The 14,041-nt window shown below is 76.8% G+C and carries 11 protein-coding genes; 7 read left to right on the top strand and 4 right to left on the bottom strand.

Annotation, left to right across the window (positions count from 1 at the left end; translation table 11 throughout):
• The first annotated feature begins 10 nt into the window (after positions 1 to 10).
• Together KRAD_RS06020 and KRAD_RS06015 are read left to right on the top strand one after the other, a co-directional pair.
• Complete coding sequence (locus KRAD_RS06020) at positions 11 to 2,569, top strand: DUF4118 domain-containing protein (protein ID WP_041291930.1); 2,559 nt, start codon at positions 11 to 13, stop codon at positions 2,567 to 2,569.
• Entirely contained in the window at positions 2,566 to 3,246 is a 681-nt protein-coding gene (locus KRAD_RS06015; RefSeq protein WP_012084640.1) for a response regulator, read from the top strand. The genes KRAD_RS06020 and KRAD_RS06015 overlap by 4 nt, the downstream gene beginning before the upstream one ends.
• Positions 3,247 to 3,264: 18 nt before the next feature.
• Here KRAD_RS06015 and glpK read toward each other — a convergent pair whose 3' ends face one another.
• From glpK to KRAD_RS06000, 3 genes are read right to left on the bottom strand one after another with little or no spacing between them, the layout of a single operon-like run.
• Positions 3,265 to 4,833, bottom strand: a complete 1,569-nt coding sequence (gene glpK / locus KRAD_RS06010; RefSeq protein ID WP_012084639.1) for a glycerol kinase GlpK — start codon at positions 4,831 to 4,833, stop codon at positions 3,265 to 3,267.
• A gap of 25 nt (positions 4,834 to 4,858) precedes the next feature.
• A complete protein-coding gene (locus KRAD_RS06005; RefSeq protein WP_012084638.1) occupies positions 4,859 to 5,626 on the bottom strand; it encodes an IclR family transcriptional regulator in 768 nt (255 codons plus the stop codon).
• A 4-nt stretch (positions 5,627 to 5,630) separates the two neighbouring features.
• Positions 5,631 to 6,794: an ROK family protein gene (locus tag KRAD_RS06000; protein ID WP_012084637.1), complete on the bottom strand. Its 1,164-nt coding sequence runs from the start codon at positions 6,792 to 6,794 to the stop codon at positions 5,631 to 5,633.
• Positions 6,795 to 6,833: 39 nt separating this feature from the next.
• Between KRAD_RS06000 and KRAD_RS05995 the strand changes: the two genes are divergently transcribed.
• The 3 genes from KRAD_RS05995 to KRAD_RS24010 all read left to right on the top strand — a co-directional run bounded on the left by KRAD_RS05995 (position 6,834) and on the right by KRAD_RS24010 (position 11,318).
• A complete protein-coding gene (locus KRAD_RS05995; protein ID WP_049821085.1) occupies positions 6,834 to 8,057 on the top strand; it encodes an MFS transporter in 1,224 nt (407 codons plus the stop codon).
• Positions 8,054 to 8,878, top strand: coding sequence for an SDR family oxidoreductase (locus KRAD_RS05990; protein WP_012084635.1), 825 nt, complete (start codon positions 8,054 to 8,056; stop codon positions 8,876 to 8,878). The genes KRAD_RS05995 and KRAD_RS05990 overlap by 4 nt, the downstream gene beginning before the upstream one ends.
• Before the next feature lie 127 nt (positions 8,879 to 9,005).
• Positions 9,006 to 11,318 (top strand): putative bifunctional diguanylate cyclase/phosphodiesterase, encoded by a 2,313-nt coding sequence (locus tag KRAD_RS24010; protein WP_012084634.1) that lies wholly within the window; start codon positions 9,006 to 9,008, stop codon positions 11,316 to 11,318.
• Between the two features lie 40 nt (positions 11,319 to 11,358).
• Here the strand turns inward: KRAD_RS24010 and KRAD_RS05980 are convergent, their stop codons facing one another.
• Positions 11,359 to 11,898 carry a beta-class carbonic anhydrase gene (locus tag KRAD_RS05980; RefSeq protein WP_012084633.1) on the bottom strand — a complete coding sequence of 180 codons (540 nt, stop codon included), beginning with the start codon at positions 11,896 to 11,898 and terminating at the stop codon, positions 11,359 to 11,361.
• Positions 11,899 to 11,970: 72 nt separating this feature from the next.
• Here KRAD_RS05980 and KRAD_RS05975 point away from each other — a divergent pair, with 72 nt between their 5' ends.
• Positions 11,971 to 12,573, top strand: a complete 603-nt coding sequence (locus tag KRAD_RS05975; RefSeq protein WP_012084632.1) for a histidine phosphatase family protein — start codon at positions 11,971 to 11,973, stop codon at positions 12,571 to 12,573.
• Between the two features lie 55 nt (positions 12,574 to 12,628).
• Positions 12,629 to 14,029: a putative bifunctional diguanylate cyclase/phosphodiesterase gene (locus KRAD_RS05970; RefSeq protein WP_162145132.1), complete on the top strand. Its 1,401-nt coding sequence runs from the start codon at positions 12,629 to 12,631 to the stop codon at positions 14,027 to 14,029.
• Positions 14,030 to 14,041: the final 12 nt, after the last annotated feature.

The raw sequence follows: 14,041 nt of genomic DNA, 5'->3' as shown, positions 1-14,041 counted from the left end.
GACTGGGCGGGTGGAGCCCCGCCGCGACGAGAAGAGGCGGGGGCGGCTGCGGGTCTTCCTCGGCGCCGCCCCCGGCGTCGGCAAGACCTTCGCCGCCCTCGACGAGGCGCACCGCCGCCGCCGGCGGGGGACCGACGTCGTCGTGGGGCTCGTCGAGTGCCACGGCCGCGAGCGGACCGAGGCCCTGCTGGCGGGGCTGGAGGTCCTGCCGCGGCGCACCGTCGAGCACCGCGGCCTCGCCGTCGCCGAGCTCGACGTCGAGGCCGTCCTGCGGCGCCGGCCCGAGGTCGTCGTCGTCGACGAGCTCGCCCACACCAACGCCCCCGGCTCGAAGCACCCCAAGCGATGGCAGGACGTCGAGGAGATCCTCGCCGCGGGCGTCGACGTCGTCTCGACGGTGAACATCCAGCACCTGGAGTCCCTCAACGACGTCGTCGAGCACATCACCGGCATCGAGCAGCGCGAGACCGTCCCCGACGCCGTCCTCCGCTCCGCGGACCAGGTGCAGCTCGTCGACATGACGCCGGAGGCGTTGCAGCGCAGGATCTCCCACGGCAACGTCTACGCCGGTGACCGCGTCGACGCGGCCCTGTCGAACTACTTCCGCACCGGCAACCTCACCGCGCTGCGGGAACTGGCCCTGCTGTGGCTGGCCGACCGCGTCGACGAGGGGCTGGAGCGCTACCGGGCCCAGCAGGGCATCGACGCGACCTGGCCCGCCCGCGAGCGCGTCGTCGTCGCCCTCACCGGCGGGGCCGAGGGGGCCACCCTCGTCCGGCGCGCGGCCCGCCTGGCCGGGCGCGGCGCGGGCGGCGAGCTGCACGCCGTCCACGTCGCCCGCGGCGACGGCCTGCTGCGCACCTCGCCGGTGCGGCTGGCCGAGCAGCGCGAGCTCGTCGAGACCCTCGGCGGCACCTACCACCAGGTGGTGGGCGACGACGTCGCGACGTCGCTGCTGGAGTTCGCCCGCGGGGTCAACGCCTCGCAGATCGTCGTCGGGGCGAGCCGGCACCGCCGCCTCGCCTCGCTGTTCCGGCGCAGCGTCGGGGACGGCGTGGTCCGCGGGGCGGGAGCCGTCGACGTCCTCGTCGTGACCCACGAGGAGCAGGCGCGGCGCTCGGGGCTGCCCCGCCCGGCGCGGGCCGCGCTGTCGGGGACCCGCCGGGTCCTGGGCTGGCTCGTCGCCCTCCTCGGGCCGCTGCTGGTCACCGGGGTGCTGCTCGCCATCCCCCACCAGGACCTCTCCACCGACCTCATGGTCTTCCTCGTCGTCGTGGTGGGGGCGGCCCTGGCCGGCGGGGTCCTGCCGGCGCTGGCCGCGGCGCTGGTCGCCGGGCTGGCGGTGAACTGGTTCTTCACCGAGCCGCTGCACCGGTTCACCATCGCCCAGCCGGCCAACGCGGTCGCGCTCGCGGTGTTCCTGCTCGTGGCGCTGGCGGTGTCCAGCACCGTCGACACCGCCGCGCGCCGCACCCGCGACGCGGCCCGCTCGCGGGCGGAGTCCGAGGCGCTGTCGGTGCTGACCCGCACGGCCCTGCTGGCCGCCGACCCGCTGGCCGAGGCGCTGCGGCACACCCGCGAGACGTTCGCCGTGGACTCGGTGACGCTGCTGGAGCGCAGCGACGTCCGCGCGCCGTGGGCGGTGGCCGCCGCGACCGGGGCGCCGGTGTGCACCCGTCCCGCCGACGCCGACGCCGAGGTCGTCCTCGACGACCTGACCTGCCTGGTGCTGCGCGGGCGGCTGCTGGGGGCCGGCGACCGGCGCGTGCTGGAGGTGTTCGCCACCCAGATCGCGGCGGTCCGCCAGAAGCAGCGGCTGCGGGCCGAGGCCGCGCAGGTGCGCCGCCTGGAGGAGGGCGAGGCCGTCCGCGGGGCGCTGCTGACGGCGGTCTCGCACGACCTGCGGACCCCGCTGGCGACGTTGAAGGCGTCGCTGGACAGCTTGCGGGCCAAGGACATCGACCTGCCGGAGGAGATCCGGGACGAGCTCCTCGCCGAGGTCGGGAACTCCGCGGACCGGTTGCAGGGGCTCATCGACGACCTGCTGGACCTGACCCGGGTCCGCAGCGGGACGGTGGAGCCGCTGCTCGTCGTCGTCGACCTCGAGGACGTCGTGGCGGGGGCGGTGCGCGACGTGGGACCCGGGCGGGTCGTCGTCGACCTGCCGCCGGGCCTGCCGCCGGTCTCGACCGACCCGGGGCTGCTGCAGCGGGTGGTGGCCAACCTCGTCCAGAACGCGGTGCGGCACGGGGGGACGCGCGTGGAGGTGGTGGCGTCCTCCTCCACCGACGACGCCCGCCGGGTGGTGCGGCTGCTCGTCGTCGACCACGGCCCCGGGTTGCCGGACGCGGCGAAGGAGCGGGCGTTCACCCCGTTCCAGCGGCTGGGCGACCGCTCGACGGCGGGGCTGGGCCTCGGGCTGGCCGTGGCCCGCGGGCTCGCCGAGGCGGTCGGGGGGCGGCTGGAGGCCCAGGACACCCCCGGCGGCGGGCTGACGATGGTCCTGGACCTGCCGCCGGCGGGGCACGCGCAGGCCCTGGTCCCGGCTCCGGGAGGATCACCGGCGTGAGCAGGGTGCTGGTGGTGGACGACGAGCCGGGGTTGCGGCGGGCGCTGTCGATCAACCTGTCCGCGCGCGGCTGGGACGTGACGGTCGCCGCCGACGGAGCGGCGGCCCTGGAGGCGGCGGCGAGCACCCACCCCGACGTGGTGCTGCTGGACCTCGGGCTGCCCGACCTCGACGGCCTGGAGGTGCTGGCGGGCATCCGCGGGTGGAGCCGGGTGCCGATCGTCGTGCTCACGGCCCGGACGTCCTCGGCCGACGCCGTCGACGCGCTGGACGCCGGCGCCGACGACTACGTGACCAAGCCCTTCGCGATGGACGTCCTGCTGGCCCGGCTGCGCGCCGCGGTGCGCCGCGGGGAGGTGGCCGGGACGGGCCCGGGGGAGGTGCTGGAGGTCGGGGACCTGCGCATCGACCTCGCCCGCCGCGCGGTGACCCGCGGCGGGGAACCGGTGAAGCTCACCCCCACCGAGTGGCACCTGCTGCAGGTGCTGGTGACCAACGCCGGCCGGCTGGTCACCCAGACCCGGCTGCTGCAGGAGGTCTGGGGACCGGCCTACGGGCGGGAGACGAACTACCTGCGGGTCTACGTGGGGCAGTTGCGGCGCAAGCTGGAGGAGGTGCCGGGCGCGCCGGTCCACCTCATCACCGAACCGGGCATGGGGTACCGCTTCGAGCTCTGAGGGTTCGGGGCCCGGGGTTCAGTGCCGGATCCAGTCGAAGGTGCGCTGGACGGCCTGCTGCCAGTACGCCCAGCCCAGTTCGCGCTCCTCCGCCCCCATGGTCGGCGACCACTGCCCGGCCCGGTGCCAGCGCCGGCGCAGCGCGTCGAGGTCGGGCCAGAAACCCACCGCGAGACCCGCGGCGTAGGCCGCGCCCAGCGACACCGTCTCGTTGACCATGGGGCGCACGACGGGGGCGTCGAGGACGTCGGCGACGGTCTGCATCAGCAGGTTGTTGGAGGTCATCCCCCCGTCCACGCGCAGCGACGCCAGCCGCAGGCCGGAGTCGGCGTCCATGGCCTCGACGACCTCGCGGGTCTGCCAGGCGGTGGCCTCCAGCGCGGCCCGGGCGATGTGGCCCTTGGTGACGAACGAGGTGAGGCCGATGACCAGCCCGCGGGCCTCCGAGCGCCAGTGCGGGGCGAACAGCCCGGAGAACGCGGGGACGAAGTAGCACCCGCCGTTGTCCTCCACGGTGCGGGCGAGGGTCTCGATCTCGGGGGCGGTGGAGATGAGCCCCAGGTTGTCGCGCAGCCACTGCACGAGGGCGCCGGTGATGGCGATGGACCCCTCCAGCGCGTAGACCGGGGGTTCCTCGCCGATGCGGTGGGCCACGGTGGTGAGCAGGCCGTGGGTGGAGCGGGTGATCTCGGTGCCGGTGTTCATCAGCAGGAAGCTGCCGGTGCCGTAGGTGCACTTGGCCTCCCCGGGGGAGAAGCAGGTCTGCCCGAACAGCGCGGCCTGCTGGTCGCCCAGCGCGGCCCCGATGAGGGCCCCGGGGACGACGGTGGTCGCGGCGCCGTACACCTGGGAGCTGGGGACGATGCGGGGCAGCGCCCGGCGCGGGATCCCGAACTCCGCGAGCATCCGCTCGGAGTAGTCCAGGGTCTCCAGGTCCATCAGCATCGTCCGGCTGGCGTTGGTGACGTCGGTGACGTGCCGCCCGCCGTCGGGGCCGCCGGTGAGGTTCCAGACCAGCCAGGAGTCCATCGTCCCGAACAGCACGTCGCCGTTCTCCGCCCGCCGGCGCAGCCCCGCGTCCTGGCGCAGCATCCAGGTGATGCGGGGCCCGGAGAAGTACGTGGTGAGCGGCAGCCCGCAGACGTCGGTGAAGCGGTCGGCCCCGCCGTGGGCGGAGAACTCCTCGACGAGCTCGGTGGTGCGGGTGTCCTGCCAGACCACGGCGGGGCTCACCGGGTCCCCGGTGCGGCGGTCCCAGGCCACGACCGTCTCGCGCTGGTTGGCGATCCCGATCGCGACGACGTCGGCGGGGGTGGCCTCGACCTGGGCCATGGCCTGGGGGACCAGCCGCGCGACGTTGCGCCAGATCTCCGCGGCGTCGTGCTCGACCCAGCCGGGCCGGGGGTAGTGCTGGCGGTGCTCGCGCTGGGCGACGGCGACCAGCCGCCCGGCGTGGTCGAAGAGGATGCAGCGGGTGGAGGTGGTGCCCTGGTCGATGGCGACGACGTAGCCGCGGTGCTCGGGGCGCTGGTCCCCGGGCAGGCGCACCGGTGCGGTCTCGTGCGCGTCCTCGGTCACGCGCGTCATCCTGCCCGATCCCCGGGCCCGGTCCTCACGCGCCGTCGCGTCCCCCCTCGCGCGCTCCCAGGCCCCGGGAGATCGAGCGGGCGGCCTGCCGCACGGCCGGCACCAGCCCGGCGCGGGGGCGGCCGCGGGAGTCCACGAGCCGGTCGACCTCGCCGGCGATGCCGATCGCGCCCACGACGAGACCGCCGAGGTCGCGGACGGGGGCGGCGATGCCCGCCCAGCCCGCCTCCAGCTCCTCGACGTCGAGGGCCCAGCCCTGCGCGCGCACCGCGGCGAGGGTCCGGCGCAGCGCGGCGGGGTCGACGGTGGTCCGGGCCGTCATGGCCGTCAGCCGGCCCCGGGGCCGGACGGGGGCGGAGGCGAGCAGGACCTTGCCCAGGGCGCAGGCGTGGGCGGGCAGCGAGGCGCCGGTGCTGAGCTCCTGGGCGCTGTCGTCGGGGCGGAACACGTGGTGGACGACGAGGGCGCGGCCCTCCACCAGCGTCGCCAGCCGCACCGACTCACCCGTCCGGCTGGCCAGGGAGTCCGCCCAGTTCACCGCCCGGGCGCGCAGGTCGTTGGCGTCGATGCGGGGGCGGCCGAGGTCGGCCAGCCCGGGGGAGGCGCGGTAGTCCCCGGACTCCTCCTGCACGACGAAGCCGACCTCGACGAGGGTCCGCACGATCCCGTGCGCCGTCGTCTTGGCCAGCCCCAGCGCGTTGCCGATGTCGACGACGCCGAGCCCCTGACCGGCGCCGGCGAGCAGCCGCAGCACGGCCGCGGCCCGCTCGATCGACTGGATGGACCCGGGCACGGGGTCATCCTGCACCCCGGGGGCCCGCCGGCCGGTCCCACCAGCGCGACCACACCAGTTCCCCCGCCCCCACCAGCGGGCCGTCGGCGCCGAGCGCCGCGGCGGCCAGCACCGCGGGGGAGCTGCGGCGCACCGCCATCGAGCCCGCCTCCAGCGCCGCGCGCACCTCTCCCGGCGCGACGTCGAGGACGCGTCCGGCCAGCCCGCCCAGGGTGACCAGGTCGGCGTCGAGGGCGTTGACCAGCCCGGCGGTCCCGCGGCCGAGGGCACGGGCGACGACGGCCACGGCCCGGCCCGCCGCGGGGTCCCCCGCGCCGGCGCGGTCGAGGACCCGGTGGCCGTGGGAGACCGGGTCGGGCGGGTCCTGCTCCCCGAGCAGCCGGGCGAGCGCGGCGCCGTCCAGGGCGGTGCCCCAGCAGCCGGACGCCCCGCACCCGCAGCGGCGCGCGGGGTCGCCGAAGGGCAGGTGGCCGAACTCCCCGGCGCTGCCGCGGGCGCCGTCCAGCAGCTGCCCGTCGGTGGTGAGGGCGCCTCCCAGGCCGGCGTCCAGGTGCAGGTGCAGGTGCAGGCGGGACCCCGCGGCCCGCCCGCGCACGGCCTCCGCCACCGCCGCGCACCGCGCGTCGTTGCCGGCGAGCACGAGGTCGGCGGGCAGATCGGGGGAGCGCGGCCAGGCCGCGCGCAGGTCCACGTCGTGCCAGCCCAGCAGGGGGGCGTCGAGGAGGTGGGCCTCGCGGACGAGGCCGGGCACGGCCAGCCCGGCCCCGCGCACCCGCCGGGGGAAGCGGCGCAGCGCGCCGCGCGCCGCGGCCCGGACGGCGGCGAGCACGGCGTCGGGACCGCCCGCGCCGTGGGGGCCTCCCGTCTCGGCCACCACCGCGCCGCCGAGCTCGACGACCCGCAGCCGCCAGTCCTCGTGGCTGATCGCCGCGGCGAGCACGAGCGGCCCCTCGGGGTGGGCCACCAGCGGGCGGGTGGGGCGGCCCCGCCGGCCGGTGGCGGAGGGGGGCCCCTCGGCGAGGAGGTGCTCGCCCAGCAGGCGCACGACGATCTCCGTCGTGGTGCCCGTCCCGGTGCCCAGGGCGCGGGCGGCGTCGGCGCGGGTCAGCCCGGGGGTCAGGTGGGCCGCCCGCAGCAGGTCGCGGCCCAGGGTCGCGCGGTTCGTCATCCCACTCCTTTTGCTCGAAGCCCGAGTATATTGCCGGGCGTGCCGTCCCCGCCGCGACTGCCCGCCGCCCCGATCGCCCTGCTGACGGCCTCGCTGTTCGGGGCCGTCACCACCGAGGTCCTGCCCGTCGGGCTGCTCCCGCAGCTCGCCGCCGCCTTCGGCGTCCCGCAGTCCCGCATCGGCTGGTGGGTCTCGGCCTACGCCCTCGTCGTCGCCGCCACCGCGATCCCCCTGACCGCCTGGCTGGCCCGGTTCCCCCGGCGCAGCGCCCTCGTCGGGCTGCTGCTGGTCTACGCCCTGAGCAACGCCGCGATCCTGCTCGCCCCCGGCTACGGCTGGGCCGTGCTGGCGCGCCTGCTCGGCGGCCTCGCCCACGCCGGGATCTTCTCCGTCGTCGTCAGCGCGACCGTCGCCCTCGTCCCGCCCGAGCGCCGGGGCCGGGCGCTGGCCGTGGTCAACGCCGGGATCACCCTCGCGCTGACCGCCGGGGTCCCGCTCGGCACGGCCCTGGGCACGGCGCTGGGCTGGCGGTGGGCCTTCGGCACCACCTCGGCCCTGCTCGCGGCGCTCGCGCTCGCCGGGCTCGCCGTCCTGCCCCGCGACCCCGGCGCCGGCACCGGGGAACGCCCGCCGTCGGTGCGGGCCGCGCTGCGCGGCGGGCGGCTGCTCGCCGTCGCGGCCGCGACCACGGTCATCACCCTCGGGCACTACACCGCCTACACCTACGTCACCCCGCTCGTGGTGAGCGCCGGCGTCCCGGCGGGCGGCGTCAGCCTGGTGCTGTTCGGCTACGGCGCCGCCAGCCTGGCCGGCCTCGTCCTCGCCGGCACCCTCGCCGACCGCCACCCGCAGCGTTCGCTCGTGGGCACCGTCCTGGTGATCGCCTCCTGCCTGCTGGCGGGGGCCGCGGTGCTCGGCACCGGCCGGGCCGCCCCGGTGGTCGCGCTGGTCGTCGTCTGGGGCACCGCCTTCGGGGCCCTGCCGACCCTGGTCCAGACCGCCGCCCTGCGCGCCGGGCGGGGCAGCGACGCCGCCCCGGCCGTCGTCAACGCCACCTTCAACGTCGGGATCGCCGGCGGCGCCTGGCTGGGCGGGGCGCTGCTGGCGCTGGACCTGCGGCTGGTGCTGCTGACCGGCGGGGTCCTCGCGGCCGGCGGCCTGCTGCCGCTGACCCGCCGCGGGCGGTCCGGGCGTGCGGGGGAGGGGGCACCGGCGCACGCTGGGGCGGCACCCGTCCACGACCCGAGGAGAACCTCCCCGTGAGCAAGACCTGGTTCATCACCGGCACCTCCCGCGGCTTCGGCCGCGAGTGGGCCGTCGCGGCGCTGGAGCGGGGCGACCAGGTGGTCGCCACCGCCCGCGACGCCTCCCGCCTCGACGACCTGACCGCCCGGTTCGGGGAGCAGCTGCTCGCCCTGACCCTCGACGTCGACGACAAGGCGGCCGTCGAGACCGCCGTCGCGCAGGCCGTCGAGCGCTTCGGCCGCATCGACGTCGCCGTCAACAACGCCGGGTACGGGCAGTTCGGGATGGTCGAGGAGGTCACCGAGGCCGAGGCCCGCGCGCAGTTCGAGACCAACGTCTTCGGCGCGCTCTGGGTCACCCAGGCCGTCCTGCCCGTCATGCGCACCCAGGGCGGGGGCCACGTCCTGCAGGTCTCCTCCATCGGCGGGATCTCCGCGTTCCCGAACATCGGCCTCTACAACGCCTCGAAGTGGGCGCTGGAGGGGTTCAGCCAGTCCCTCGCCGCCGAGGTCGCCGACTTCGGCATCAAGGTGACGCTCATCGAGCCCGGGGGTTTCTCCACCGACTGGGGCGGGGCCTCGGCCAAGCACGCCGCGCCCCTGCCGGCCTACGACGCGTTCCGCGAGAAGGCCGCCGAGGCCCGCCGCACCCGGATGGCCTCCCCGGGCGACCCCTCGGCCAGCGCCGCCGCCGTGCTGGAGCTCGTCGACGCCCCGAACCCGCCGCTGCGGGTGTTCTTCGGCACCGCCCCGCTGGGGATCGCCACCGCGGACTACGAGTCGCGGCTGGCGGAGTGGAAGCGGTGGCAGCACCTGTCGGAGCTGTCCCAGGGTTCCTGAGGGCCCTCCCGACCCGGCCCGGCTGCCCCCCCCGCCCGCCCGGCGCGTTCACCCGTCCGGGCGGGCCGGGCGCGGTGGTCCCGCCGCGGCGCTACAGCCGGGGGACCGCGGTGTCGATGCTCCTCCCGTGAGCACCGCCGCGCCCCGGGACGGGCGCAGTCCCCAGGACCGCGTCCGGTTCTTCGGGCTGCTCGCCGGGGGCATCGGCTTCGCGGTGATGCTCCCGCAGGTCCTCACCGCCGACCTGCCGGTGGGCCGCCGCGTCGTCGGCGTCGCGGCCCTGGTGCTGCTGGTGGCCTCCGCGATCGCCACCTACCGCCGTCGCCGGCCGCTGCCGCTGGACGTCCTCTTCGTGCCGGTGCTCACGGTGCTGGTGGGGGCCAACCTCGCCAACTCGATGGCCACCATGAGCATCTACCTCGACGTCGTGTTCTCCCTGGCGCTCTACGGCAGCCACCGCCGCGCGCTCGCCCTGACGGTCCTCATGATCGCCGCGATCCCCGCCTCGATCGGCCTGCACCCCGTCGCCTTCGGCCACGCCGTGTCCTGGCACGGGCCCGAGGCCCTCGGCAACCTGCCGCAGATGGCCCTCATCTCCGTCATCGTGCGCGTCCTCGTCACCGCCCTGCAGGCGCAGGAGGCCGCCGCCCGGCGCGTGGCCCTGCTGGCCGGCACCGGCCAGGCCTTCCTCGGCACCCGCGAGCTGCCCGCGCTGCACGCGCAGCTGCACGACGCCGCGGCGGCGCTGTGCGCGTTCACCCCCGGCCTCGCCGTGGCGCTCGCCGAGCGCACGCCCACCTCCGCGCGCCTGCTCACCACGGCCGGGGCGGTGGCGACCGACCTCGGCCCGGGCGTGCCGGCGGAGGTCCTCCAGCGCCTCGCGGGGCTGGCCGGGGACGACCCCCGTCCCCCCGCCGGGCAGCCCGATCCGTTGACCGCGCTCGCCCCCGGGGTGCGGCACTGGCGCGCGGCGGCCCTCAGCGGCGGCGGCGCCGACGTCGAGCGGTTCCTGCTCGTCGGGTCCCCCGCCCCCGTCCGCGACGGGGAGCTCGTCGCCTTCCGGACGCTGGTGGACCAGTTCACCCTCGCCGAGGCCAGCTGCGCCTCCCACGCCCGCCTGAGCCACCGGGCCAGCCACGACGAGCTGACCGGCCTGCCGACCCGCGCGCTGTTCCTGGAGCGCACCATCGACGCCGTGGACGCCTCGGTGGCCACCGGCACCGGCCGCGCGAGCGTCCTCAACATCGACCTCGACGACTTCAAGCAGGTCAACGACCGCCACGGCCACGCCGGCGGTGACGAGCTGCTCGTCGAGATCGGCGCCCGGATGGTGCAGGTCTGCGGCCCCGGCAGCGTCGTCGCGCGCTTCGGCGGGGACGAGTTCGCCGTGCTGCTGCCCGCCGCCCTGCCCCTGCCCGAGGTCCACGCCCTGGCCCAGGCGCTGTGCGCCCGCCTCGTCGAGCCCGTCCACCTCAGCACCGCCGTGGTGACCGTCGGCGCCAGCATCGGCGTGGCCTCCTGGCAGCCGCCGCTGACCGCCCACGACCTCGTGCGCTGCGCGGACATCGCGATGTACTCCGCCAAGGCCCGCGGCAAGAACCGGGTCGAGGTCTTCGAGGCCGGCCGGCACGGCGACATCGCCCGCCACCGCCTGATGGAGGACCACCTGGCCTCGGCCGTGGAGCGCGGGGAGGTCGTGGTGACCTACCGGCCCGCCGTCGACCTCACCACCGGCCGGTGCGTGGCGGTGGAGGCCGTCCCGCAGTGGGACCACCCCACCCTCGGCCCGCTGGCCGCGGAGGAGTTCCTGCCCCTGGCCGACCGCTCCGGGCGGCTCCTCGCCATCGGGGCGCACGTGCTGCGCACCGCGTGCGCCGACCTCGCCGGCTGGCGGACGCTGCCGGGGGCCGGCGAGGTCCGCCTCGCCGTCGACGTCACCGCCCGCCAGCTCACCGACCCGGCCTTCGCCGACCTCGTCCTGGGCGCCGCGGGCGCGGCGGGGGTCCCCCTCGACGCGCTGGTCCTCGAGCTGGTCGACGCCCACGACGTCGAGGCGGACACCGCCCACCGCCAGCTGCGCGAGCTCGCCGGGCGGGGGGTGCGCGTCTGCGTGGAGGGCTTCACCGGCGGCCTGGACATCGGCGGCGCGCTGCGGTCCTTCCCCGTGCACGAGGTGAAGGTCGACGGCGCCGCCGTGCTGGACCCCGGCGCGCGCGCCGGCAGCGGCACGGTGCTCCAGCTCGCGACGGCGGTCAGCGCCGTCCTCGGCCTGCCGCTGGTCGCCCAGGACGTGGACACGCCCGCGCAGGCGGAGCTGCTGCGCGCGGCCGGGGTCGCCGCCGCCCAGGGGCGCTGGGTCGCCCCGGCCATGCCGCGGGCCGCGCTCGCCGGGTGGCTGGCGCGGCCCGCCGGTGCGGTGCGGGCGGTCCCGGCCGGGTGACCCGCCGGGTGTCCTCGTCCCTCGCCCGCCCGGCCCCGGGTCAGGGCAGCCGCGGCGGTTCCTCCGCGGTGGCGTCGGCGGCGACGACCATCTCGATCGCCCCGGTGCGCACGTCGTAGACCCCGCCGGCAACCGGCATCGTCGGCGGCAGGAACGGCCACGACCGGATGCGCTGCACGTCGTGGACGAGGGTCGCCCGCTGGTCGGCGATGGTCCGGAACTCGATGCTGCGCGAGTCCACGCCCTGGGCCAGCACCTTCGCGTGGACGTCGGCGTCGGTGTTCTTCGTCATGCCGCAGTCGGTGTGGGCCAGGACGAGCACCCGCTGCACGCCGAGCAGGTGGTGGGCGAGGACGAGGGTGCGCAGGACGTCGTCGGTGACCCGGGCCCCGGCGTTGCGGAGGATCTTCGCGTCCCCCTTCTCCAGGCCCAGCACCTCCAGCGGGGAGATGCGCGAGTCCATGCACGTCAGCACGGCGAGCCCGCTCCCGGCGATGCCGGGGCGGCCGTCGTCGACGAAGGTCTCGGCGTAGGCGGCGTTGGCGGTCAGGACGTCGGCGAAGGGATCCACGCGCGACATTCTCACCACCCCGCCCCGGGCGCGGGACGGGACCCTCCCCGGGGGGCCGGGGAGGGCGCGTACGGTGGCGGTGTGTCGATCCTCGTCGTCCGTCACGGCCAGACCGAGTGGAGCCTCTCGGGGCAGCACACCGGCAGCACCGACGTCCCGCTCACCGCGGCCGGCGAGGCGCAGGCCCGCGGGCTCGCCCCCGTCTTCGCCGGGCGCACCCTCGCCGCCGTCCTCGTCAGCCCCCGCCGGCGCGCCCTGCGCACCGCGGAGCTGGCCGGCCTGACCTCCCCGGCCCCCACGGTCGACGAGGACCTCGTGGAGTGGGACTACGGCGGGTACGAGGGCCGCACCACCCCGGAGATCTCCGCCGAGCTCGGCCGCGAGTGGTCGGTGTGGCACGACGGCGTCGTGCCCGGGGCCACGCCGGGGGAGACCGTCCACGCGGTGGCGGCGCGGGCCCGCGCGGTCCTCGCCCGGGCGCAGGCCGTCCAGCGCGCCGGCGCCGGGGGCGACGTCGTCCTCGTCGCCCACGGCCACTTCCTGCGCGTCCTGGCCGCCACCTGGCTGGGGCTCTCGCCCACGGCCGGTGCGCTGTTCGCGCTGGAGGCCGGGACGTGGGGCGAGCTCGGCCACGAGCACGCCCGCCCGGTCCTGGTGCGCTGGAGCGTTCCGCCGATCGGCTGACCCGCCGCTGGGCCGGACGCCTCAGCTCCTCACCCCGCGTGCCGATCAGGCACGTGTGACAGCCGCTGCGATCGCGTGGACCACCTCGGTGCTCGTGATCGCGGTGAGCACGGTCCTGCTCACCGTCCTCGTCCGCCAGCGCAACCGCGCCCGCGACGACCTCGCCCGCACCGACCCCCTCACCGGCCTCGGCAACCGCCGGGCCCTGCTCGAGGTGGGCGGGTCGTGGCCGGCCCCCGGGCCCGGTCCCGGTCTGCTGCTGCTGGACCTCGACGGGTTCAAGGACGTCAACGACACCCTCGGTCACGCCGCGGGCGACGAGGTCCTCGTCCAGGTGGCCCACGCGCTGGCCCGCACCGTCGGCGACCGCGGTCTCGTCGTCCGCCTGGGCGGGGACGAGTTCGCCGTCCTCGTCCCCGAGCCCGCCTCGGACGAGGAGCTCGAGGTCGTCGCCAAGCGCCTGCTCACCGCCCTCGCCGTCGGCAGCTTCCACGCCGGGGTCGTCCCCATCGACCTGCAGGGCAGCATCGGGATCGCGCGCGCCGGGGCCGACGGGAACTCCCTGGGCGAGCTCCTGCAGCACGCCGACATCGCGATGTACGCCGCCAAGCGCGGGCGGGCGGGGGTGCTGCGCTACGACGCCGCCACCGACCCGCACTCCGGCGGGGGCCTGGAACTGCTGGGGCAGTTCCGCGGGGCGATGGAGGAGGACCAGCTGGAACTGCACTACCAGCCCAAGGTCTCCGGCGACGGCTCCCGGTTGCTGGGCTTCGAGGCGCTGGTGCGCTGGAACCACCCCACCCGCGGTTTCCTGCTGCCCGCCGACTTCCTGCCCTTCGTCGAGCGCACGAACCTCATCCACCCCCTGACCCGCTGGGTCCTGCTCACCGCGCTGCGGCAGGCCGCCACCTGGCGCGCCCAGGGCGTGCGGACGACGATGGCCGTGAACGTCTCCGCGGTGGCCCTCGACGCGGGGCTGCTGGGGGTCGTCGAGGAGGCCCTGGTCCTCACCCGCTGGGCCCCGGCCGACCTGGTGCTCGAGATCACCGAGACGGCCGTCGTCAACGACCCCGACGGCGCCCGCGCGACCATCGCGAAGCTGCGCGACCGGGGGGTGCGGGTCTCCGTCGACGACTTCGGCGCCGGGTCGACCAGCCTGGGGCACCTGCGCGGGCTGCCCGTCCACGAGCTGAAGATCGACCGCCAGTTCGTCGCCGAACTCGTCGCCCACCCCGAGGACGAGGCGGTCGTGTCCTCCGTCATCACCCTGGCCCACCGCCTCGGGCTGGTCGTCGTCGCCGAGGGCGTCGAGACCGCCGCCGTCGCGGACCGGTTGTGCGCGTTGGGGTGCGACGAGCTGCAGGGGTTCTTCTTCGCCCGCCCGCTGCCGGCGGAGAAGGCCCTGGCCTGGGCGCGCGCCGAGGGCATGACCGGCGCGGCCGTCGAACTGCGGTAGTCCCCGCGCGCT

This window comes from Kineococcus radiotolerans SRS30216 = ATCC BAA-149, assembly GCF_000017305.1.
GTDB lineage: Bacteria > Actinomycetota > Actinomycetes > Actinomycetales > Kineococcaceae > Kineococcus > Kineococcus radiotolerans.
Note: the sequence above shows the minus strand (reverse complement) of the source record. Positions and strands in the feature narration are given on the sequence as shown.

What these genes read in the sequence shown, in the direction of transcription:
- glpK (WP_012084639.1), bottom strand. Translation starts at nt 4,833, where the DNA reads ATGACGCGCGTGACCGAGGACGCGCACGAGACCGCACCGGTGCGCCTG.
- KRAD_RS06000 (WP_012084637.1), bottom strand. Translation starts at nt 6,794, where the DNA reads ATGACGAACCGCGCGACCCTGGGCCGCGACCTGCTGCGGGCGGCCCAC.
- KRAD_RS05980 (WP_012084633.1), bottom strand. Translation starts at nt 11,898, where the DNA reads ATGTCGCGCGTGGATCCCTTCGCCGACGTCCTGACCGCCAACGCCGCC.